General features: G+C 72.3%; 15 protein-coding genes. 10 read left to right on the top strand and 5 right to left on the bottom strand.

All coding sequences use genetic code 11. The features are described from left to right. The first annotated feature begins 135 nt into the window (after positions 1 to 135). A complete protein-coding gene (locus ACIPLC_RS17035; protein ID WP_363589385.1) occupies positions 136 to 678 on the top strand; it encodes a hypothetical protein in 543 nt (180 codons plus the stop codon). Positions 679 to 918: 240 nt separating this feature from the next. Here the strand turns inward: ACIPLC_RS17035 and ACIPLC_RS17030 are convergent, their stop codons facing one another. Continuing rightward, positions 919 to 2,274 (bottom strand): MFS transporter, encoded by a 1,356-nt coding sequence (locus ACIPLC_RS17030; RefSeq protein WP_400473774.1) that lies wholly within the window; start codon positions 2,272 to 2,274, stop codon positions 919 to 921. Between the two features lie 760 nt (positions 2,275 to 3,034). On the opposite strand from ACIPLC_RS17030, the gene ACIPLC_RS17025 reads away from it, so the two are divergent. The 6 genes from ACIPLC_RS17025 to ACIPLC_RS17000 all read left to right on the top strand — a co-directional run bounded on the left by ACIPLC_RS17025 (position 3,035) and on the right by ACIPLC_RS17000 (position 15,154). Continuing rightward, positions 3,035 to 9,139, top strand: a complete 6,105-nt coding sequence (locus ACIPLC_RS17025; protein WP_400473773.1) for an acyltransferase domain-containing protein — start codon at positions 3,035 to 3,037, stop codon at positions 9,137 to 9,139. After that, the gene (locus tag ACIPLC_RS17020; protein ID WP_400473772.1) at positions 9,136 to 10,962 is read left to right on the top strand and encodes an amino acid adenylation domain-containing protein; all 1,827 of its coding nucleotides are present in this window, start codon (positions 9,136 to 9,138) and stop codon (positions 10,960 to 10,962) included. The genes ACIPLC_RS17025 and ACIPLC_RS17020 overlap by 4 nt, the downstream gene beginning before the upstream one ends. Positions 10,963 to 11,028: 66 nt before the next feature. Next, positions 11,029 to 12,822, top strand: coding sequence for a beta-ketoacyl synthase N-terminal-like domain-containing protein (locus ACIPLC_RS17015; RefSeq protein WP_400473771.1), 1,794 nt, complete (start codon positions 11,029 to 11,031; stop codon positions 12,820 to 12,822). Next, positions 12,819 to 14,057 carry a cytochrome P450 gene (locus ACIPLC_RS17010; RefSeq protein WP_400473770.1) on the top strand — a complete coding sequence of 413 codons (1,239 nt, stop codon included), beginning with the start codon at positions 12,819 to 12,821 and terminating at the stop codon, positions 14,055 to 14,057. Before ACIPLC_RS17015 ends, ACIPLC_RS17010 begins: the two co-directional genes overlap by 4 nt. Positions 14,058 to 14,062: 5 nt before the next feature. After that, positions 14,063 to 14,758, top strand: coding sequence for a formyltransferase family protein (locus ACIPLC_RS17005; protein ID WP_400473769.1), 696 nt, complete (start codon positions 14,063 to 14,065; stop codon positions 14,756 to 14,758). Between the two features lie 171 nt (positions 14,759 to 14,929). Continuing rightward, entirely contained in the window at positions 14,930 to 15,154 is a 225-nt protein-coding gene (locus tag ACIPLC_RS17000) for a holin (protein WP_063346317.1), read from the top strand. 18 nt (positions 15,155 to 15,172) lie between these two features. Here the strand turns inward: ACIPLC_RS17000 and ACIPLC_RS16995 are convergent, their stop codons facing one another. The 3 genes from ACIPLC_RS16995 to ACIPLC_RS16985 are packed head-to-tail and all read right to left on the bottom strand — an operon-like array spanning position 15,173 to position 16,402. Beyond that, positions 15,173 to 15,364 carry a DUF397 domain-containing protein gene (locus tag ACIPLC_RS16995; RefSeq protein ID WP_400473768.1) on the bottom strand — a complete coding sequence of 64 codons (192 nt, stop codon included), beginning with the start codon at positions 15,362 to 15,364 and terminating at the stop codon, positions 15,173 to 15,175. After that, positions 15,361 to 15,492 (bottom strand): DUF397 domain-containing protein, encoded by a 132-nt coding sequence (locus ACIPLC_RS16990; protein WP_400473767.1) that lies wholly within the window; start codon positions 15,490 to 15,492, stop codon positions 15,361 to 15,363. The genes ACIPLC_RS16995 and ACIPLC_RS16990 overlap by 4 nt, the downstream gene beginning before the upstream one ends. Next, positions 15,455 to 16,402 (bottom strand): Scr1 family TA system antitoxin-like transcriptional regulator, encoded by a 948-nt coding sequence (locus tag ACIPLC_RS16985; protein WP_400473766.1) that lies wholly within the window; start codon positions 16,400 to 16,402, stop codon positions 15,455 to 15,457. The genes ACIPLC_RS16990 and ACIPLC_RS16985 overlap by 38 nt, the downstream gene beginning before the upstream one ends. 306 nt (positions 16,403 to 16,708) lie before the next feature. Here ACIPLC_RS16985 and ACIPLC_RS16980 point away from each other — a divergent pair, with 306 nt between their 5' ends. Next, positions 16,709 to 18,028, top strand: coding sequence for a cation:proton antiporter (locus tag ACIPLC_RS16980; protein WP_400473765.1), 1,320 nt, complete (start codon positions 16,709 to 16,711; stop codon positions 18,026 to 18,028). 139 nt (positions 18,029 to 18,167) lie between these two features. Here ACIPLC_RS16980 and ACIPLC_RS16975 read toward each other — a convergent pair whose 3' ends face one another. Continuing rightward, a complete protein-coding gene (locus ACIPLC_RS16975; protein ID WP_400473764.1) occupies positions 18,168 to 18,887 on the bottom strand; it encodes a TetR family transcriptional regulator in 720 nt (239 codons plus the stop codon). A gap of 178 nt (positions 18,888 to 19,065) precedes the next feature. On the opposite strand from ACIPLC_RS16975, the gene ACIPLC_RS16970 reads away from it, so the two are divergent. Beyond that, the gene (locus ACIPLC_RS16970) at positions 19,066 to 20,253 is read left to right on the top strand and encodes an FAD-dependent monooxygenase (protein ID WP_400473763.1); all 1,188 of its coding nucleotides are present in this window, start codon (positions 19,066 to 19,068) and stop codon (positions 20,251 to 20,253) included. A gap of 432 nt (positions 20,254 to 20,685) precedes the next feature. Continuing rightward, positions 20,686 to 22,041, top strand: coding sequence for a M64 family metallopeptidase (locus tag ACIPLC_RS16965; RefSeq protein ID WP_400473762.1), 1,356 nt, complete (start codon positions 20,686 to 20,688; stop codon positions 22,039 to 22,041). The last annotated feature ends 131 nt before the right edge of the window (positions 22,042 to 22,172 follow it).

Genomic DNA, 22,172 nt, shown 5'->3' with positions numbered 1-22,172 from the left:
CGCGTGGATGGGCACGGGCGGTGATGGATCAATGACCAGATCATGCCAGTTGTGTGCGTCCGGTTGAGACCTTTGCTGTGCACCGGCCGAAACGAGCCGGTCGTCTGACGAGACGCCTCGAACCAGGAGCAGTTGATGAACCGTCTGAAGAAGGTCGTCGCCACCGCGACCGCCGTCGCCGCAGCCGCCCTGATCCCGCTGTCCGCGGCCCCGGCCGAGGCCGCCACCGGACCGGGCACCCACCTGGGGATGACCTGGTCCGTCGTCGCCTACGGCCCGGAGGGCACCGTCCAGGTCGGCGGCCCCGGGGGCAGCCCGAGCAACGCCTACAACGGCGACACCGCGCCGTCGGTCTCGCTGCCCGTGCTCTGCCTCAACGTCGACGGCAGCCCGGCCCCGTCCGGGATCAGCATCGGCTTCTACAACGGTTGGGCACAGGGCACCGTCGCCCTCAGCCAGCCGGTCAAGGGCGCCCGGCTCAACAGCCGGGCCGCGGCGGACAGCCTCTGCCAGGCCTCCTTCGGGGCCGGCTGGCGCGAGGCCGAGTTCCACGACGGCCACTTCGGGTCCGACCTGGCGCAGACCGGTGGCTGGACCTTCTGGGCCTACGGCAACATCCCCAACAACACGCGGTTCTGGACGGCCATCAACGACCAGGCGGCCAACCCCTGGAACTGACCGGCGCCTGGAACCTCCGGGACTGCCGGCAGCAGGGCGGGGGGGGGGGGCCCCCGGGGGGGGGGGGGGGCGCCCCCGCCCCCCCCGCCCGCGCCCCCCCCCCCCCCCCCCCCCCGGCCCCGGGGCCCCCCGGGGGGGGGCCCCCCCCCCCGGGGGCCCCCCCCCCCCCCCCTTCCGCATGATCTCGCCCGAACCCCGAACCCCGAACCCCGAACCCCGGGAGCCGGCAGGCCGGGGCCCTCAGGCCTGCCGTCGTACGGCGATGACCGCCGCACCCAGCACGCACGCGGCGGCGGCGGCGAGGTAGGCGAGGTGGTAGCCGGTGAGCTGGTCCTTGCTGGTCGCCGCGACCAGGACCATCACCGCCACTCCCGCACTGGCGCCGATCTGCTGCGCCACGACGTTCACCGCCCCGGCGACGGCGTGCTGCTGCGCCGGGACTCCGGTGAGCCCGGCGGACGTCATCGAGGGGAAGTTCAGCCCCTGGCCGATGCCGCTGATCACCAGGCCGGGCAGTACGTGCTGCACGTAGCTGCCGTCGTTCGGGGTGCCGACCCACAGCGCCGCACCCACGCCGATCAGGACGAGGCCGACGGCCATCAGCGTGCGCGGGGTGTGCCTGGCCAGCAGGCGTCCGGTGGCGAAGTTGGCGGTGAGGAACACGGACAGGGACATCGGCACCAGCGCGAGACCGGATTCGAAGGGGGAGTAGTGCAGCATCCCCTGCAGGTACAGCGGCGCGAAGAACAGCAGCCCGACGGATCCCATGTACTGGAGGAACGCCGCCAGGCTCGCGGCCCGGACCGACGTGATCCGGAAGAGGCCGAGCGGCAGCACCGGGTCGGCGGTGCGGTGCTCGCGCACCACGAACAGCACCAGGAAGACCACCGCGGCGCCGAGGAGGCCCCACGCCGACGCACCGTCACTGCTCACGCCGACGATGAGCAGGGTGAGGCCGAGCGTGCCCGAGATCGCGCCGGGCAGGTCCAGCCGACCGCTGTGCCCGGCGCCACCGGGCAGTCCGGCGCGCGTCGTGGCCAGGACGGCGAGTCCCAGCAGCACCGAGAACCACAGCACCGAGCGCCAGCCGAAGAACTGGGTCAGGACGCCGCCCAGCAGCACCCCGCCGCTGAAGCTCGCGGCGCCGACCGCGGCGTAGACACTGAACGCGCGGTTGCGCGCCGGACCGGCCGGAAACGTTTCGGTGAGCAGTGCCAGCGCGGCCGGCCCCGACAGGGCGGCGCCGATGCCCTGGACGGCGCGCGCACCCAGCAGCACCGCGGTGTCCGGAGCCAGCGCCCCGACCAGTGCGGAGGCGGTGAACAGGGCGACACCGACCTCGAACACCCGCCGTCGGCCGAGGACATCGGCGAGTCGGCCGCCCACCAGCAGGAATCCGGCGAACGTGACGGCGTAGGCCGTCATGACCCACTGGAGCGTGGTCTCGCCCAGGTCGAAGCGCGCCCCGATGGACGGCAGGGCGGCGTTGAGCACTCCGAGACCGCTCACGTCCAGGGCGAGCGCCCCGGCCAGTACTCCGAGTGCCAGCCCCGGCCGGCGCACCGGCGTGACCGTGGTGTCGGTGGTGTCGGTCATACGGGCCTGCCGTCGACGTCGTGGCCGGCGAGTCCGGCTAAGGAACTGTCGGCACCGGCTGACGCCGCATCAAGATTCTCAACTGCCATGAGGGTCAGCTTGCATGGGTCACTCAGCCGCTGTCTACCCCGCTGTCTGCCCCATCCCCACGCATGCGGAGTGCACCCTTCACGGGGGCATGCGCCCTACCATCGGCCGAGGCGCGGCGAGGATGCGGGGCACCGTCGAGCCGGGGCACCTTCCCGAACTGCCGGCAGGCCCCACTCCGGTTGATGCCGGATTTCGGCCGTGAGGCCCGAGATGTCGCACGTTCATCGCGTCCGAGGAGATCGAACCGGACACTTTGCAGGCCAAATCCCGCCACTGCCTCAACCGGCCCTCGAATGGCGCTTGTCTCACCATTCACAAACTGGCACTCTGCTGTCCGCCGGTCGAAATAGCACTGGCGATCCATTTTACCTCAATCACAATACTCGTTGCGCTTGACCGAATGGACCTTGGAGCCCGTCGACCGTAGTCGTGCAGGTGAGGATTCCGCGTGCGCGATCCCGTAGTCGACGCACTCGCGGATCAATTCGACCCAGAGACGCTCGTGATTTCCCCCGCGGTGAGGACGAGCTGCGCCGCCAGGTGAAGCGGCGTCAGGCGAACCGGGGTTCCGGCTCGCTCCGACCGTGGAGATCGGAACGCCGATCCCGTCCTCACGCTACCCGTCGTCTCCACCAAGGCACTTGATGCGGCGAAGGGGACCCTCCGCGTCATGAGCCGCCCCGTGCCCGGTTGCCCGGGCACTGACCGAATCCCCCGACCGGTCGGCCGTGCAGCTCCACCCGCCCATTCCATCCGCCCTGCTGAGGGAGTCGCCGTGCCCCAAGAGCGCGCAGCGCGAGACATATCCGCCGTAACGGATTTCCTGCTTTCCCGTGTTGTCGACCTGTTGGACGTGTCCGCGAACGCCGTGGACCGCTTGGCGCCGTTGCACCGGTACGGACTGGACTCGCTGAGATCGGTGGCCCTCGCGGCCGCGCTGTCCGAGTTCCTCGGCTGGCAGGTGCCGGCCACCTGGATGTGGCAGTACCCGACCGTCGACGGGCTGGCGCGTGCGCTCGTCGACGGTCCTCGTGCCGCGGAGCCCGCTCCGAGCACCGACCGCCGGATGCCCTCCCACGAGCCCGTCGCGATCGTGGGCATCGGCTGCCGGTTCCCCGGAGGGCCGGACCCGTCCGCGTTCTGGCAACTGCTGGTCGAGGGCGGCGACGCCGTCGGACCGGTCCCGGCCGCGCGACGCGGGCTGCTGAACGACAAGGTGCGCTGGGGCGGGTTCATCGACGGCATCGACCAGTTCGATCCGCTGTTCTTCGGCATCTCACCCCGCGAAGCCGTCCAGATGGACCCGCAGCAGCGCCTGATCCTGGAGCTGTCCTGGGAGGCGCTGGAGGACGCGGGCATCGCGCCGCACAGCCTGGTCGGCAGCGACACCGGCGTGTTCATGGCCTCCTGTTGGGGCGACTACGCGGCTCTGGCGCACTACCGCGGCCCCGACAGCCAGATCACCCCGCACACCGCGACCGGCATGCACGACGGCATCATCGCCAACCGGGTCTCCTACGTCCTCGGCCTCCAGGGCCCGAGCATGGCCATCGACGCCGCCTGCGCGGGATCGCTGGTCTCGGTGCACGTGGGGTGCCAGTCGATCTGGCTGGGCGAGAGCGACCTGGTGCTGGCCGGCGGCGTGAACCTGAGCTTCGTCTCCGACTACTACACCGCGATGGACGCGATGGGCGCGCTCGCCCCGGACGGCCGCTGCAAGTCCTTCGACGCCCGCGCCAACGGCTACGTCCGCGGCGAGGGCGCCGGCGTCGTCGTGCTCGCCCCGCTGAGCGTGGCGCTGGAGCGCGACCTGCCGGTGTACTGCCTGATCAAGGGCAGCTCCTCCAACAACGACGGTCTGAGCAACGGCATGACGGCGCCGAACCCCCAGGCGCAGGAGAAGATGCTCCGCACCGCGTACCAGCGGGCGGGCATCGCGCCGCACCTCGTGGACTACATCGAGTGCCACGGCTCCGCGACGCCCCTCGGCGACCCGATCGAGGCCAACGCCATCGGCGCGGTGCTGGGCGGCGGCCGTACGGAGCCGCTGCGGCTCGGGTCCGTCAAGTCCAACGTCGGGCACCTGGAGGCGGCCGCCGGGATCGTCGGCCTGGTCAAACTCGCGATGTCGATGCGCAACGGCGTGCTGCCGCCGAGCCTGCACTACAGCGCGCCGAACCCGCAGATCATGTTCGACGAGTACAACCTCACCGTCCAGGACCGGCTGACGCCGTGGCCGCGACGCTCCGACGCCCGCCGGGGCGGCGTCAGCTCGTTCGGATTCGGCGGCGCGATCTGCCACGTCGCCGTCGAGGAACTGCCGCGCCCCGAGAGCTCGCTCCTCCTGCTGGCCGCGGACTCCCCGGAGGCACTGGCCGAGCGGGCCCGGGCGCTGCGGGACGAGCACGACCTGCGCGCGCTCTGCCGCCGGACGCCCGGCGACGGCCCGTTCCGGCTCGCGGCCACCGCCCGCGACATGCCCGAACTCCGGGCCCAGCTGGACGCCTTCGGCAGCGGGGCGACGGCCGTCGGGCTGAGCGTCGGGGAGCGGACCGGACGCAGGCCGCGGGTGGCCTTCCTGTTCTCGGGCAACGGCTCGCAGTGGGTGGGCATGGGCCGGCAACTGCTCGCCGGAATGCCCGTGTTCCGCCGGTCCATGATGAAGTCCGACCGGCGGATGCGGGAGCTGCTGGGCTTCTCGCTCGTCGAGCAGCTGATGTCCCCGGACGGCCGCATCGACGACATGGACGTCTTCCAGCCGCTGCTGTTCTCCCTCCAGGTCGCACTGGCCGAGGCCTGGCGCTCGCTGGGGGTGGAGCCGGACGTCGTCGTCGGGCAGAGCGTCGGCGAGTTCGCCGCCTCCCACATCGCCGGTGCCCTCGACTTCGACGACGCCTCCCGCCTGGCCGCCCACCACGGTCGGCTCCTCCAGCAACTGGCCGTGGGACGCGGCGAGGGCATCGTGGTGATGACCGCCGCGGACGAGGTCAGGCCGCACCTGACCGGCCGCCTCACCGTCTCCGGCCACAACGGCCTGAACTCCACCCTGGTCACCGGCACACCGGAGGAGATCGACGACCTCGTCCGGCGGCTGACCGCAGCGGGCGTCACGAACCACCGGGTCCGGATGGGCCACGCCCCGCACTCGTCGCTGGTCGACCACGTCCTCGCCCCGCTGAAGGTCGAACTCGACGGCATCAGGCCCCGGACCACCCGCATCCCGATGATCTCGACCGTCACCGGCGAACCCGTCGACGGCGCGGAGCTCGGGCCGGACTACTGGGCGGACAACCTGCGCCGGGAGATCCGGGTGGTCGACGCCCTGACGAACCTGCGCGACCACGACGTCGACGCGGTGATCGAGATCAGCCCGCACCCCGTCCTGCTCAAGTCGGTGTCGGAGATCCTGTCGGCCACCACCCTGCCCTCGCTCCGGCGCGGCGCCGACGAGGCCTCGACCCTGCTCGGCTCGCTCGGCGCCCTGTACACCGCCGGCCTCCCCGTCCCGGCCCACCCGTTCCTCGCGGGCGACCGGGGACGGCACGTCACGCCGAGTCGGAGCGACGCGGCGGCCGACGAGCAGGTGCACCTCGTCCCCGTCACGGCACGGACGGCGGGCGCGCTGACCGACACCTGCCGCGAGCTGTCCAACCACGTCGAACGCGACGCGGGCCTGCGGGTCTCCGACCTCGCCTACACGCTCGCCGCCAGGCGCACCCACCACAACCACCGGGTGGCCCTGTTCGCCCGCAACCGGCAGGACGTCCTGGACGGGCTGGCCCGGGTCGCCGCCGGCCAGCCGCACCCCGACGTCGTGACGGGCACGGTCTCCGGCACCGTCGACCGGCGGGTGGCGCTGGTGTTCTCCGGCGGCGGCACCCAGTGGGTCGGCATGGGCCGCGAACTCCTGCGCTCGCACGCCGGCTTCCGCACCTGGATGACCGCCTGCGACGCCGCCGTGCGCGCGGCCGGCGGCTGCTCGGTGCTCGACCGGCTCGCCGCCCCGGCCGACGAGGCCGGGTACGAGGAGATGGACTTCCAGCAGCCGGTGCTGTTCGCCCTCCAGGTCTCGCTGGCGAAGGTCTGGCTCGGACTCGGCGTCCAGCCGACCGCCGTCGTCGGGCACAGCCTGGGCGAGGTCGCGGCCGCCTGCGTGGCCGGCGCGCTGTCGCTGGAGGACGCCGCCCGCGTGGTGGTCGCCCGGTCGCACCTGCTGGAGCGCAAGGCCGCCGCGGGCGCCATGATCTCGGTCGACCTGCCGGAGGCGGAGCTGCTGCCGCGGCTCGCCCCCTACGCCGCGCACGCGGCCGTCGCCGTGGTCAACAGCCCCACCAGCGCGGCGGTCTCCGGCTCGCCCGAAGCCGTCGACGCCCTGGAGGCCGACCTCCAGCGGGACGGGATCTCGACCCGGCGGATCCGGGTCGAACGGCCGGTGCACAGCCCCGGCATGGACCCGCTGCTCCAGCCGCTGCGCGCGAGCATCGACGGCATCACCCCGCTGACGCCCGGCATCGACTTCCACTCCACGGCACTGGCCGACACGGTGAACCCGGTCGCCGACGTCGACTACTGGGTGCACAACCTGCGCAACCAGGTCCGGTTCGCCGAGACGATCGGCGCGCTGGTCGACCAGGGCGTCGGCACCTTCATCGAGATCGGCCCGCACGAGACGCTGCGCGGCGCGGTCGAGGAGATCGCGCTGACCCGTGGCGCCCAGGTGCACGCGATCAACTCCCTGCGGCGCGACGAGAGCGACGTCCGCTGCCTGCTGGGTGCCGCCGCGTCGTTGTACGTCAGGGGCCTGCCGCTGACCTTCGACCCGCTGTTCGCCGACGACGTCGAGGTCGTGGAGACGCCGCTCGTCCAGTGGCAGAAGGACCGCTACTGGATCGACACCGAGCCCCGCCCCGCCCACGCGCCGGCCCCGGCCGTCGAAACCGTGGCCGCGCCCGTGGCCCGTGTGGTGGAGGAGGAGCAGCCGACGGAGATCCGGCCGGTGGCGGAGGTCGTCCTCGCCGAGCTCGCCGACGCGCTGGGCGTGCCGGTGAGCAGGTTCGACGTGAACGCCAGCATGCTCGACTTCGGCCTCGACTCGATGCTGGCGATCCGCCTCGTCAACAGGCTGCAGTCGCTGTTCGGGCACCGGGTGTCGCCGGTGGTGTTCCTGGACGGCCGGTCGATCTCCGAGGTCGTCGGCCACTTCGTCGAGCTCACCGCCGGACCGGCCGCGCCCGCGACGGCACCGCCCGTACCGCCGGCCGCCCCCGCCTCGGCCCCCGAGGCCGAGCCGGACCGGACGTACCTCGACGAGCTGTCCGAACTGGACGCCGAGGAGCTGGTGGACGAACTGGACGCGCGCGGACTGCTGGAGGCCACCGACGCACCGGCCCTGGACCAGCTGCGCGCCGACGGCCTCGGCCTCGCACTGGCACCGGCCTCGCACGGCCAGGCCTCGCTGTGGTTCATGCAGATGGTCGCGCCGGACGCCGTGCCCTACAACTTCATGGTGACCGCCCGGATCCGGACCGCGGTCGACGAGAAGGCCCTGGACCGCGCCGTACGGGCCGTGATGGAGCGCCACCCCGCGCTGCGCACCCTCTTCGTGGAGGCGGGCGGCAGCCCGTACCAGGTCATCCTGGACGAACCGGTGTACGAGTTCGTCGTGGCGGACGGCACCGACCTGGACGACGAACAGGCCCGCGAGGAACTGGCCCGCTACGGGCACGAGCCGCTCGACCTGGACAACGGGCCGCTGGTGCGGATCGTCCTCATGACGCGCGGTCCGGCGGACCACTACCTGCTGGTGCTCGTCCACCACATCGCGTCGGACGCGGCGTCGGCCGACGTGATGATCCGCGAACTCCAGGAGTTCTACGAGGGCGCCGACCCCGCCGACAGCGCGCCGGTCGCCCCGTACACGGAGTTCGTCGCGTGGGAGCGGCAGTGGCTGGCCGGGCCGGCGGCCGGCGCGGCCCTGGACTGGTGGTCGCAGAAGCTGGCCGACCCGCCCGCCCACCTCGACCTGTCCGCCAAGGAGCGGCCGCCGGGCGTCACCTACGAGGGCCTCGACCTCGCGTTCCGCTGGAGCGCCGAAGAGACGCGCCTGCTCCGGGAGTTCGCGGTGCGCGAAGGCGTGTCGATCAGCACCGTCGTGCTGGCCGGGTTCTTCGCCACGCTCAACCGCGCGGTCGGCACCGAGGACGCCGTGCTGGCCACCGCCATCGCCCAACGCGCCGAACCCGGCTGGGAATCCGCCATCGGCTACTACCTCAACACCGTGCTGGTGCGGGCGAACCCCGCCGGTGACCGCAGCTTCCGCGAGCTGCTGCGCGAGGTCCACGCCTTCTCGCTCGGCCTCCTGGAGCACATGAACTACCCCCTCGACCTGCTGGCCTCCCAGCTGCGGCCGCCGAGGGCCGAGGGCCGCTCCCCGTGGTTCGACGTGGTCGTCAACTGGCTGTCCTCGGACGCGTTCCCCCGGTCCGTCAAGCTCTTCCACGGCATCGGCGACACCATCACGCCCGACGGCGCGCTGCCGCTCGAACCGCTTCAGGTCCGCAGGCACCTCGCCAAGTTCGACCTCGAGATCTCGATGGCCGACATCGACGGCGAGGTGGCCGGCCACGTCCAGTTCAAACCGAGCTACCTGGAAAGGCAGACCGTGACGGCACTGCTCGCGCTGTACCGCACCGTGCTCTTCGACGCGATCACCCAACCCGACCTGGCCCTCGGCGACATCGCGTCGACCGGCCTCCCCGAGGAGACGGACCAGTGACCGAAACCCTGCACTCCGCGTTCGTCGAGCAGGCGGCCAAGAACCCCGACGCGACCGCGGTCTACTCCGACGCCGGCGTCCTGACCTACGGCGAACTGGACGAGCGCTCCCGGGCGTTGGCCGCGCGGCTGGTCGCCGACGGCGCGGGCCCCGGTGTCCCGGTCGGCATCTGCGTCGAGCGCACCCCCGACCTGCTCGTCGGCATCCTGGCGGCCCTGCGCGCCGGATCCTGCTACCTGCCGTTGGACCCGAACTACCCCGCCGACCGGCTGACCTTCATGGTCCAGGACAGCGGGACCCGCCTGCTGCTCACCACCCCCGCGTCCCGGGCCAGTTGCCCGCCCGGCCCGACCGTGGTCGTGCTGGGGGAGAGCGTGACGACCGAGCCCGGCGCGAAGCCCGTGGCGGTCGTGCCCGGCGACACCGCGTACGTCATCTACACGTCGGGCTCCACCGGCAGGCCCAAGGGCGTGGCCGTCCGGCACGGCGGCTGCGTGGCGATGCTCGCCGAGATGGACCGGGTCCTCGACGGCTGCGACCTGAGCGGAGTCTCGGCGGCGAGCTCGGTCTGCTTCGACCTGTCCGTGATGGAGATCTTCAACGCGCTGTGCCGCGGCGGCGCCGTCGTGCTCGTCGAGAGCGCCGTGCACCTGCCGGAGAGCCGGTACGCCGACCGGATCACCCACCTGAACGTCGTCCCCTCGGTCATGAACAGCCTGCTCGACGCCGGAGCCCTGCCGCCGAACGTGCGCACGGTCGTGTTCGGCGGCGAGGCCCTGCGCCGCAAGCTGGTGGACCGCACCTACCGGGAGACCGGCGCCGACCGGGTGTTCAACGCTTACGGCCCCACCGAGGGCACGGTCTTCTGCTCGTTCGGGCCGGTGCCCGAGGACGGGACCGACGAACCGACGATCGGCCCGCCGACGACCAGCGACCGGGTCTACGTGCTCGACGAGCAGCTGAAGCCGCTCCCGGCCGGTGAGCCCGGCGAGCTCTACCTCGGCGGCGCCGGCCTCGCGCACGGCTACGTCAACCGGCCACGCACCACGGCCGAACGCTTCGTGCCGGACCCGTTCCGCAACGGCGAGCGGATGTACCGCACCGGGGACGTCGTCAAGTTCACCGACGGCGGCGAACTCCGCTTCCTCGGCCGCACCGACCACCAGGTCAAGCTGCGCGGCTACCGCATCGAGCTGGAGGAGGTCGAGGCCCGGCTGACCGGCTGCCCCGAAGTCCGGGAGGCCGCCGCCGTCGTCCGGGGCAACCGGCTCGTCGGCTACGTCGTGCCCGCCGGCGACGACGCGCCGCAAGACGGCCCCCGGCTGGACGCCGCGCTCCAGAGCGCCGTCACCGGCAGGCTCGCCGTCGAACTGCCCGACTACATGGTGCCCGCGACGCTCGTGGTCCTCGCCGTCCTGCCGCTGGGGCCGGGCGGCAAGCTCGACCGCAACGCACTGCCCGAGCCGCCGGCCGCCGACAGCGGCGGGCCCCTGACGGCCGCCGGCACGCCGACCGAGGTGGCCCTGTCGGAGATCTGGGGCCAGCTGCTCGACCTCGAACCGTCGAGCATCGACGTGCAGTCCGCCTTCTACGACCTCGGCGGGGACTCCCTGCTGCTCATCCGCCTCGCCCGGCTGATGACCCGGCGCTTCGACCGCCGCGTCCGGGTGCCCGACCTCTTCAGCTTCCGCGACATCTCCTCCCTCGCCCGCTGGCTCGACGACGAGATCGGCGCCACCCCCGAGGTGGTCCAGTCCGCCCGCGTGCGCGCCAACACCCGGCGGGCCGCGCTGCGCGGCCGCGGCGGCGCCACCGGCCGCTGAGCCGCCGACGTCTGCGTACAGCGGCCGCTGAGTCACCCTCACTCGAAACGAAGCAGGAGCCTCCCCATGACCGACAACCCCGAGCAGGACTACGACCCGGGCGACGTGGCCGTCATCGGCATGTCCCTGCGGGCGCCCGGAGCCCGCACCAAGGAGCAGTTCTGGGACAACCTCGTCCACGGCCGGGAGTCCGTGTCGTTCCTGGCCAAGGACGACATCCACGTCGACGAGACCCTGATCCACAGCCCGTTCTACGTGCGGGCCTGCGGCGTGCTCGACACGTACGACAAGTTCGACCCGTCGGTGTTCGGCATCAGCGACCGGATGGCGGCCGCGATGACCCCGGAGAACCGGCTGTTCCTGGAGAGCGCCTGGGAGACGCTGGAGGACGGCGGCTACGACCCGGACCGGCTCAGGGCCGAGATCGGCATGTACGGCGCCAACAACCCGCAGACCGCCGCGCTCTACAGCTCCCCGCCGGACCGGGTGTCGGTCGGCCCCGAGGCGATCGAGGCCAGCCTGGCGTGGTCGCCGGACACCATGACCTCCAACGCGCTGTACTACATGGGGCTCATCGGTGAGGCCGTCACCGTCGCCGCCGTCTGCGCGGGCTTCCACTACGCGGTCCACCTGGCCTGTCAGTCGCTGCTGCTCGGCCAGACCGACCTGGCGATCGCCGGCGGCGCGATGGTCCGCCTGCCGCACCCGCGCGGCCACCTGTGGGAGGAGAACCGCATCCTGTCGAAGGACGGCCACTGCCGCCCGTTCGACGCCAACGGCACCGGCACCGCGCTGTCCAGCGGGGTCGTCACCGTGCTGCTGAAGCCGCTGGGCCACGCCGTCGCCGACCGCGACCACATCTACGCCGTGGTCAAGGGCTCGGCCGTCAACAACAACGGCGTCAGCGCGATGGCGTACGGCCTGGCCCAGCCCGAGCGGCTGAGCGCCTGCATCGCCAACGCCATGGAGGTCGGCGGCGTCACCCCGGACACGGTGTCCATGTACGAGGCCAACGGCCTCGGCCTGCCGATGACCGACGAGCTCGAAGTGCACGCGGCGACCATGGCGTTCGGGAAGCAGACCGCGACCACCTCGATCGGCGGGGTCAAGGGCAACGTCGGCCACGGCGGCGTGGTCTCGGGCGGCTTCGGCGCGATCAAGGCCGCGCTGGCGCTGCACCACAAGACGCTCCCGGCGACGATCAACCTGACCGAGGTCAACCAGGACCTCGACTTCCCCAGCACCCCCTTCGTGCCGCAGATCGAAGGGGCGCACTGGGCGCCGGAGGCCGGCATCCGCCGCGCGGGCATCACCTCGATCGGTGGCGGCGGCTACAACGCGCACCTGCTGCTGGAGGAGGCCCCGACGGCCGCCGGACGCGCCCCCGAGGACGAGGGCCGGCCGCGGCTGGCCACCCTGTCCGCCCTGGACGACGACGCGCTGGCCCGCCAGCGCGCGCGGCTCAAGGACCGGCTGGAGGCCGACCCCGACCTGCGCCTGGACGACGTCTGCTTCAGCCTCAACCTCGGCCGCAAGGTGATGGCCCGCCGGTGGGCGGCCGTGGTCCGCAGCCGCGCGGAGCTGATCGCGGCGCTGTCCGACGACGCCGCCCGCGGCCCGGCCACCACGACCGCCGCCGCCCCGCAGACCGACCCGGGCTCCTTCTCCCGCTTCTCCCGCAACGACAACGGGATCGTGCCGTCCGGCCAGGACGCGCGGGCGCTGTCCGAGCTGGCCGCCGCCTGGGTGACCGGCCAGCAGGTGGACTTCGAGGCCCTGCACCTGGGGGAGGCCAGCCGCCGCGTGCCGCTGCCCACCTACCCGTTCCAGCCGCGCCGGTTCTGGCGCACGGACTGGTGACCATGAGCACGCCGGCACCGGACACCGTGGACCTGGGCGACCCGGCCACCTTCGCGGACCACGACCTCGACGGGTTCTGGCGCACCCTGCGGGACACCGCCCCGATGCACTGGAACCCGCCCGTCGACGGCCGCCGGGGGTTCTGGGTGCTCTCCCGCCACGACGACATCATGGCCACCTACCGGGACAACGCGAACTTCACGTCCGAGCGCGGCAACGTGCTCGTCACGCTCCTGGAGGGCGGCGACGCCGGGGCCGGCCGGATGCTGGCCGTCACCGACGGGCCCCGGCACCACGAACTGCGCAAGATCCTCCAGCGGGTGCTCTCGCCGAGGGTGCTCGACGAGGTCGCGCGGACGGTCCGGGTCAACACCCGGCAGTGGATCCGCGAGGCCGTCGAGTCCGGCGGCTGCGAGTTCGCGGAGGAGATCGCCAGCCGGATCCCGATGACCACGATCTCGAACCTGCTCGGCGTGCCCGAGCAGGACCGGGACTACCTGCTCGGCCTGACCAAGACCGCGCTGTCGGCCGAGGACGAGGACGTCGACGAGGTCGACTCCGAGATGGCCCGCAACGAGATCCTGATGTACTTCATGGACGTCGTCGAGGAGCGGCGCGAGTCCCCGGGCGACGACGTGATCAGCATGCTGATCGGCAGCTCCATCGACGGTGTGCCGCTGACCGACGAGGACGTCGTGCTCAACTGCTACAGCCTGATCATCGGCGGCGACGAGACCAGCCGGCTGACGATGATCGACTGCGTCCACACGCTCGCCGCCAGGCCCGAGCAGTGGCGGCGGCTCAAGCACGGCGAGGTCGCGGTCGAGACCGCCGTGGACGAGGTGCTGCGCTGGGCGTCGCCGACGATGCACTTCGGGCGCAGCGCCGTACGGGAGACCGAACTGCACGGTGTCCGGCTGGGGCCGGGCGAGATCGTCACGCTCTGGCACGCCTCCGGCAACCGGGACGAACGGGTCTTCGCGCGGCCCGGGGCGTTCGATCTCGGCCGCACCCCCAACAAGCACCTGGCCTTCGGCTACGGCCCGCACTTCTGCGTCGGCTCGTACCTGGCCAAGGTGGAGATCGCCGAACTGCTCACGGCCCTGCGGGACTTCACCACCGGGTTCGAGCAGACCGAGGAGGCGCTGCGGATCCGGTCCAACTTCCTGACCGGGTTCTCCACGATGCCGGTGCGGTTCGAGCCCGACCACCGCGGACTGAAAGAGGTCGACTGATCCGGATGAACATCTACATGTCAGGACAAGGGGGATTCGCGGTCGCGGTCGCGGAAGCCCTGTCGGACGAGGGGCACAAGATCGTCGGTGCAGCCGCCCCCCGGCTGCGCAAGGGGAAGTCCGACGAGGGCGACGCGATGTGCTGGGACCGCCTGCGCTCCTGGGCGTACCACAAGGACGTCCCGTGGACGGACTCGGCCGAACTGCGCGCGCGGCACATCCCGGACGGGGTGGACATCATCGTCGCCGCGCACTCGCACGCCTTCCTCGGCCGCCAGACCCGCGCCCGGGCCGCCGTCGCCACCATCGGGTACCACCCCAGCCTGCTGCCGCTGCACCGCGGCCGGGACGCCATCCGGTGGACGATCCGCGACGGCGACAAGGTGACGGGCGGAAGCGTCTACCACCTCACCGAGCGCACCGACGCGGGCCCGCTCGCCGCCCAGGAGCACCTGTTCGTGCCCCCGGGCTCGACCGCGCAGAGCCTGTGGCGCGACCACCTGGCGCCGCTCGGCGTGCGACTGCTCCTGAAGGTGGTCGCCGACCTCACCGCGGACCGGCGGATCGAGGTCCCCCAGGACGAGAAGCTGGCCACCTGGGAGCCCGCGATGGGCGCGCCACCGCTGTTCAAACCCGAACTCATCGCGCTGCCCGGAACGGTGCAGGTCGACAGCAGCAAGTGGGCCCTGCACGAAGGGTGACGGCCGCGTGGCCTCTGGAACCGGTGCCCCGCACACCACGCGTGTGCGGGGCGCCGGACTGGCCGCCGAGCCCGTCGTCGGAACTCGACAGCGTGAACGTGTACACCAGGGACGGCAATTCCGAGCGCCCCCCGCGTACCTCTGCACCTTCACCGCGAAGGAGTCCCGACCATGCGGAAGTTCATCATCGATCTGGCCGAACGCACCGTCGCCACCTACGCCGTGGCGTTCCTCGGCCTGCTGTTGGCGGACGGATTCGACCTGACGTCGATCGGCGCGTTCAAGGCGGCGGCCGTGGCGGCACTGCCGGCCGCGCTGGCCGTGGTCAAGGGAGTGGCCGCGACCTTCGTCGGCGACCCGAACTCGGCAGCCCTGCTGGCCCGCCCCCACGAATGACCGGCCCGGCCGGGTGCACTAAGCCGGGAACTCGCCCTCGCGAACGGCCGCGACGAAGGCTTGCCATGCGGCGGCGGGGAAGGCGAGGGTCGGGCCGTCGGGGTCTTTGGAGTCACGTACGGGGACGCGGCCGGGGAATCCGGGGGCCACCTCGATGCAGTTGCCGCCGTTGCCCCCGCTGTAGCTGCTCTTGAGCCAGAGCAGCTTCATACGGGGAACTCGCCCTCGCGAACGGCCGCGACAAAGGCTTGCCATGCGGGGGCCGGGAAGGCGAGGGTCGGGCCGCTGGGGTCCTTGGAGTCACGTACGGGGACGAGGCCGGGGAACTCGGGGGCCACCTCGATGCAGTCGCCGCCGTCCGGACCGCTGTAGCTGCTCTTGCGCCAGCTGACCGCGTCGAGCTCGTTCCGCATCATCTCTGAACCCTTCCAACGCCTCGGCGATCAGCGTGAGCGAATCGCCGACCGTGAGCGCGTCGCCACGCAGCCGATCATAGCGCCGTCGATGCCCGGAAACGACGGCCGCATCGTCGCTGGGGCTGCCCCGGTCAAGGCTCTCCGAGTACGCCAAGTGCTGCCCGTCTGGCGTTTCCAGAAGAACCATTGAGGTCTTGATGATCGTCACGCGAGCCGTGAATGGCACGATCTGGATGACAATGTTTTCGCGCTGAGCAATGCGCAGCAGGTGCTCCAGCTGTCGCACCATCACCTTCGGTCCACCGACGACCGATCGAATGGCGCTTTCGTCCAGAAGAACGACCAACTGCGGCCCGCCCTCAGCGAGGAACCGTTCCTGCCTCGCGAGCCTCGCCGCGACCCGCTCCTCGATCACTTCAGGGCGATCATCAGTCCCGCCCGCCTCGAACATCGCTCGCGCATAGTCCCTGCACTGCAGCAGCCCGTGCATGTAGTTGGCCTGGAACGCGTGGAGCCCAACTACCTCGGCCTCCATGTCGGCATGGCTCTGGAACCAGTCCGGGTGCTCGATCTGCGCGGTCCAGTCCACCCGGTCGTACAGCCGCCTCAGCAGGCCGCCGGTGTTCAGCAGTTGGTCGAGCTCCTCGACCTCGTCGATCGACGGCTTGCGCTGTCCGCTCTCCGTCCGGGAGATCACCGTCCGGTCCAGGTGCAGCAGCTTGCCCAGTTCCTCCTGGGTGTAGCCCGCCAATTCGCGTGCGTAGCGGATCTCTTCGCCGAAGAGGATCGCGGAGCTCGCGGTCGGTCCCCGCTTGATCTTCCGTCGTGCCATCACTGCCCCCTGCTGTGCACCACGTGCTCAACACGTGTATCCGGGCGTCACCGTACCCCCGTATTCCGATCGCCGGTATCGGAACGCGATCTTTTGCTTGCACAGCGTCACGCCGCGCGCCCTTCGTGCGCCTCTGTCCGCCGGTCCGCCTGGTAAGGGCGTGAAGGTCCGGGGCGGGGCGCGGGGGAGGAGCCGCGCGACCGCGACACGCGGGGAACGCTACGTCGACGAACGGGCCCTTCCCGATAATGCAGGGGCCGCGTCACCGGGCCGCGCACGTCCCCGTTCCCAGGAAGGCGCACGACCATGGAAGGCTCCTCCTCGACCGCGCTGGCCGACATCGCGACCATCCTGCTGATCGGGCTCGTCCTGTCGCCGCTGCGCACCCGCCTGCGCCAACCGGCGGTGGTCGGCGAGATCGCGGTCGGGGTGATCCTGGGGCCGAGCGTCCTCGGGCTGCTGCCGGGCGACCTCCCGCACGTCCTCTTCCCGCCCCAGGTCCGTGAGCACCTCTCGGTGATCGCCCAACTGGGCATCGCGCTCTTCATGTTCGCCGTCGGCTGGGAACTCGACCTGAAGCGGCTGAACGGGCGGGTCCGCACCGTGGTGGCGGTCACTGCGGCGTCCGTCGCCGTGCCCTTCGCCCTCGCGGTCGCCCTGGCCGCCGTCCTCGCGGCCAGGTGGCCCCGCCTCATCGGTACGGACGCGTCCCCCGTGCTGCTGGCCGTGTTCCTGGGCATCGCGCTGTCCGCCAGCGCGCTGTCGGTGCTGGCGCGCATCGTGGGGGAGAACCAGCTGCAGGCGACCCGCACCGGGGCCATGGCCACGGCCTGCGGGGCGCTCACCGAGATCACCGCGTGGTGCGGCGTCGCCTGCATCGCCTCCGTGGCCCGCAGCGGTGGTTCGGACCACGTCCTCCTCGCGTTCGCCGAACTCGCCTGCTACGCGGCGGCGATGGCCTTCGTGATCCGCCCGCTGCTGCGGCGCCTGCTGCGCCGGCCGACCCGCGCCGACGGACATCCCCTGCTCGTCCTGCTGACCCTCGGCAGCGGGATCCTGCTGTCCGCGTGGACCACCTCGTGGCTCGGCATGCACGCCGTGATCGGCGCCTTCGCCTTCGGGCTGGCCATGCCGCGCGACGCCGCCGAGGAACTGCGGCACGACGTCGAGGCGCCGATGCGCCACGCGGGGGCGCTGCTGGTGCCGGTCTTCTTCGCGCTCACCGGGCTGTCCGTGGACATCGGCGGGCTGGGTTCCGGAAGCCTGGTCGCGGTGGTGGTGTTCCTGGTCGTCACCTGGGGCGGCAAGTTCGCCGGCGCCAGACTGGGTGCCCGGCTGATCGGCGTGCCGCGCGGTGAGGCCACGACGGTGGCGGTCCTGCTCAACGCCAAGGGTCTCGGCGAGGTCCTCATCCTGACGCTGGGCCGTGACCTCGGCATCATCGGCGACCGGCTGTTCACCGTCCTCCTCGTCACCGCCTTCGCCGCGACCCTGCCCGTCAATCCGCTCGTGCGGCGCCTCATCCGCGCTCCTGACGCCCGTCCCGGGACCGGGCCGGTCGCTCTGCCCCGTCAACAGCAGGACACCGCCGCGAGATCGGGCATCGAGGAGGCCAGCGGCGCGTGACGCGCCGTGAGACCCGGAGCACCGGCGGGGTGGAGACTTCCTGCGCCTGTTCGACCGGCATCACCGCTGAGATGACCTCCGATGTCTCAATGAAGTCTCATTATTAGCCGTTGCCTGGCGGCCGTTCTGGTGTCTCCGGCTACGTCGGCAGGTGGCGGTAGACCGTCGCCCGGGAGACTCCGAGTGCCGCCGCGATCTGCTCGGCGGTGCGGCCGGCCGCGTGCAGGCGCCGGGCGGTGTCGACCATCGCCGGGCTCATCGCGCTCGGTCGGCCGCGCCGCTCACCGCCGACGCGCCCGGGGGCGGCGGCGGGGGGTTCGGGGCCGTCCAGCAGCCGGTGCACCCCGGCCAGGACGCAGGCGCGCAGGTCCTCGGGCGGGGCGTCGGCGAGCAGGATCACCGGGTCGGAGAGCATGGCGATCGTCTGGGCGGCGCGCACCCGGGCGACGAAGTCCGGGCGGGGCCCCGCCACCAGGACGTTCGCGCGCATCATCCCGTCGCGGAACCGCGTGAAGCCCGGGCCCGAGAGGCCCGGCGCCGCGTCGTACAGGCTCATCCGCAGCAGGTCGCGGTGGCGCAGCCAGACGTCGAGCAGCCCCTCGATCGCCGCCCAGCGGGCTGCGGCCGGATCCGGCGGGTCGGTGGGTGCCAGCGCGGCGTCCAGGTCGTCCAGCATCGGTTCGATCAGCGCGCCGAGGATGTCCGCCTTGCTGGGGAAGTGGTACAGCACTGCGGCCTTCGTCACGTCCACCCGTTCGGCGATCCCGCGTACCGAGGTGGCGTGGTAGCCGTGCGCGGCGAACTCCTCCAGGGCCACCGCAAGGATCCGTGCCCGGGTGTCGGGGTTCTCGGCAGTCATGTGGGGAGCCTAGTCGCTGCCCCTTGCCTGACCGGCGGTCAGGGCGTAGCGTCGAATTACTGACCGATGGTCAGTCCGGGAGCGCCGACGCGACCGCTGACCGGCGACGGCTGCCGCGAGTCGGCCTGACCGCGATCAGGCGATGACACGCGATCAGGCGATGACAGAAGGAGCGTCCATGAACGCCTCGACCAAGACGGCCGATCGCACCGTGCTGATCTCCGGGGCCGGCATCGCCGGACCGACGCTCGCCCACTGGCTGGCCCGCCACGGCTTCCAGCCGACCGTGGTCGAGCGGGCCGCGGCCGTACGCTCCAGCGGCAGCCCGGTTGATGTCGCCGGTCGCGCGATGGAGGTCGCCGAGCGGATGGGGATCAGGGACCGCCTCCGTGCGGCCGCCACCCAGGTGACCGGTGTGGGCTTCTACAACGGCGCGGGCCGCCGGGTGGGCAGGATCGACCTGCGGGGCCTGTCGGGCGCGGCCCGGGCCGACACGGTCGAGCTGCCGCGCGGCGATCTCGCCGCGATCGTCCACGAAGCGAGCCGGGACGACGCCGAGTTCGTGTTCGGCGACTCGATCGCGAGCCTGAGCCAGGACGAGGCGGGTGTCGACGTCACCTTCGAGTACGGCCGCCCCCGCCGCTTCGCCCTGGTGGTCGGCGCCGACGGCCTGCACTCCGCCGTCCGCCGGCTGGCCTTCGGCCCGGAGCCCGGGTTCGTCCGCCACCTGGGGATGTACGTGGCCACCATGCCGTTGGCCGGGGCGGCGGGCGACCTGCGGGAAGTGGCGATCCACAACGCGCCGGGCCGTGCCCTCTGCGTGCATCCCGGATGCGGCAGGCCGCTGGCCGCGTTCATGGTCCGGTCCGCCGCCGTGCCGGACTTCGACCACCGCGACACCGAGCAGCATCGGCGACTGCTGACCGCCGCGTTCGCCCGGATGGGCTGGCGCGCGCCCGAGGTGCTGGCGCAGGTGCGTGAGAGCGAGGAACTGTACTTCGACGCGGTGAGCCAGGTCCGGCTGCCGCAGTGGTCGCGGGGCCGGGTCACGCTGCTCGGCGACGCCGCGTCCTGCGTGTCGCTCTTCGGCGGCGGCTCCAGCCTGGCCATGGCGGGCGCCTACGGCCTGGCCGATGCCCTGGCCGCCGATCCCGCCGACCACGGCGCGGCCCTGGCCCGCTACGAGGCCGCGCACCGGGGGCTGGTGGACCAGGCCCGGCAGTCCGTACGACCGGCCTTCGCGCTGCTCGTCCCGGCCGGCCGCGGCGGCATCCTGGCCAGGAACCTGGCCACTCGGCTGTCGCCGGTCGTGCTCGCGACAGCCCGGGCCGGGAGTGTGCTCAAGTCCCGTGCCGCGCGCGGATAGTCCCCTGCCGTACGGAAGCCGCTCCTGTCGGCAGCGCAGGGCGGTCCGGGCGGCGAAGCCGGCCCCCCGCGCGCGGGGATCCGGCCAGGCCGTCCGGGTGGAGAAGGAGCTCCTGGTCGCCGGCCCCCCGCGCGCGGGGATCCGGCCGACTGCACCGCGAACCCGGCTACGCCGGTCTGATGTGCGCTGGTGGTGTGTGGGTGGAGGGTGTCGGGGCGGTGGCGGCAGGTGTGAACCGTTCGTGGGCAGCCGGCCGTATCCACCGGTGAGGTGACGAGCGGGCGGTGTCACCACGTCAGCTCCGGCCTCGTGTGGCCGTGTTGGTGGTGGGTGGCGGTGTCGCGGCACGGGACGGTGCGGTACTGCATACACGTCCCCAGCCCGAAAGCTCGCCACCGGCCCTCGCTGCCCGTCGAGTTCGGAGAAATTCCCTTGCGCAACAGCAGGTTCACCTCGCTCCTCCTGGCCGGCGTCACGACGCTGGCGGCCCTCGCCGTCGGCGTCGGCCCGGCGGTCGCCGCCCCATCCGAGCCGGTCGCCATCGCGGACTCCCCGGACGCTTTCCCCGACGCCTTCCCGGGTGACCAGGACGTCGAGGTCTTCGCCGAGGACGGCGCCATCAGCCGGACCAAGGTCCCTGCGGAGTCCCCCTTCGTCGCCGAGCAGTCCATGGGCGTGGACGCCGCCGGGGCCGCTGCCGGGGACGGTGCCGTCACGAAGATCGTCAACAACGGGAGCACGGACAGCAAGCTGGACGTGGTCATGATCGGTGACGGCTACACGGCCAAGGAGCAGGAGAAGTTCCGCAAGGACGCCGCCGCGAAGTGGAAGGACATCAGCGCCGTCGAGCCCTACGCCACCTATCGCAAGCTGTTCAACGTGTGGGCCGTGGACGCCGTCTCCGCCCAGTCGGGCGTCTCCGGTGACCCGAAGCAGGACACCGTCCGCAAGACCGCCCTCGGCTCGCACTTCTGGTGCAACAACATCGAGCGGCTGCTGTGCGTGGACGTCAAGGCCGTCGACGCCTACGCCGCCAAGGCTCCGCAGGCCGACCTCGTGATCGTCGTCGCCAACACCGCCAAGTACGGCGGCGCCGGCTACGGCAGCACCCAGTCCCCGCTCGGCTACGAGGGCATCGCCACCGTGGCGGGCGGCAACGGCGCGTCCGGGCAGATAGCGGTGCACGAGACCGGCCACTCGCTGGGCAAGCTCGCGGACGAGTACTGGGCCGATGGGGCCGGGCCCTACCAGGGCGCGGAGCCCGGGCAGGCCAACATCACCACCCTGAGTGCCGACCGGATGCGCCAGGACAAGACCAAGTGGTACCGCTGGCTCGGCAAGACCTCGCCCGACGGCGGCAAGGTCGGTGCCTACCAGGGCGCCAGCAACTACCCGTCCGGCCTCAACCGGCCGACCGACAACTCGGTGATGCGCTCGCTCGGCCGCGAGTTCAACCTCCCCGGCCGCGAGGCGATGATCGCCGGCTTCTACCGGCACGCCTCCACCCTCTCCAGCGCCACGCCCACCACCACCCGGCTGACCGCGACCGACCGCCTCACCGTCGACCTCCCGGTCTCCGGCACCAAGCTGCGGTGGTACCTCGACGGCAAGGAGGTGACGGCCCTGCGCGACCGCAAGACGATCGCCGTCTCCGACCTCGGCCCCACCGGCCCCAAGCCCGCGGCCCACGAGCTCAAGGCCGTCGCGAACGACCCCACCTCGGCCGTCATCGACCCGGCCCTGACCCCGGCGCTGAGCCGCAGCCTGGTCTGGAGCGTCACCCGCTGACCACCGGCGTGGGGGCCGCCCCCCCCCCCCCCCCGGGGGGGGGGCCCCCCCCCGGGGCCCGCCCCCCGCCCGCCCCCCCCCCCCCCCCCCCCCCCCCCGGCCCGCCGGGGGGCGGGGGGGCCCCCCCCGCG

The sequence above is a fragment of the Kitasatospora sp. NPDC086801 genome, assembly GCF_044745805.1.
GTDB lineage: Bacteria > Actinomycetota > Actinomycetes > Streptomycetales > Streptomycetaceae > Kitasatospora.
Note: the sequence above shows the minus strand (reverse complement) of the source record. Positions and strands in the feature narration are given on the sequence as shown.

Coding starts and splice junctions, on each gene's coding strand:
- ACIPLC_RS17015 (WP_400473771.1), top strand. CDS start 11,029: ATGACCGACAACCCCGAGCAGGACTACGACCCGGGCGACGTGGCCGTC.
- ACIPLC_RS17030 (WP_400473774.1), bottom strand. CDS start 2,274: ATGACCGACACCACCGACACCACGGTCACGCCGGTGCGCCGGCCGGGG.
- ACIPLC_RS16970 (WP_400473763.1), top strand. CDS start 19,066: ATGAACGCCTCGACCAAGACGGCCGATCGCACCGTGCTGATCTCCGGG.
- ACIPLC_RS16985 (WP_400473766.1), bottom strand. CDS start 16,402: ATGGCACGACGGAAGATCAAGCGGGGACCGACCGCGAGCTCCGCGATC.
- ACIPLC_RS17000 (WP_063346317.1), top strand. CDS start 14,930: ATGCGGAAGTTCATCATCGATCTGGCCGAACGCACCGTCGCCACCTAC.
- ACIPLC_RS17005 (WP_400473769.1), top strand. CDS start 14,063: ATGAACATCTACATGTCAGGACAAGGGGGATTCGCGGTCGCGGTCGCG.
- ACIPLC_RS16995 (WP_400473768.1), bottom strand. CDS start 15,364: ATGAAGCTGCTCTGGCTCAAGAGCAGCTACAGCGGGGGCAACGGCGGC.
- ACIPLC_RS16975 (WP_400473764.1), bottom strand. CDS start 18,887: ATGACTGCCGAGAACCCCGACACCCGGGCACGGATCCTTGCGGTGGCC.
- ACIPLC_RS17025 (WP_400473773.1), top strand. CDS start 3,035: ATGAGCCGCCCCGTGCCCGGTTGCCCGGGCACTGACCGAATCCCCCGA.
- ACIPLC_RS16980 (WP_400473765.1), top strand. CDS start 16,709: ATGGAAGGCTCCTCCTCGACCGCGCTGGCCGACATCGCGACCATCCTG.
- ACIPLC_RS17035 (WP_363589385.1), top strand. CDS start 136: ATGAACCGTCTGAAGAAGGTCGTCGCCACCGCGACCGCCGTCGCCGCA.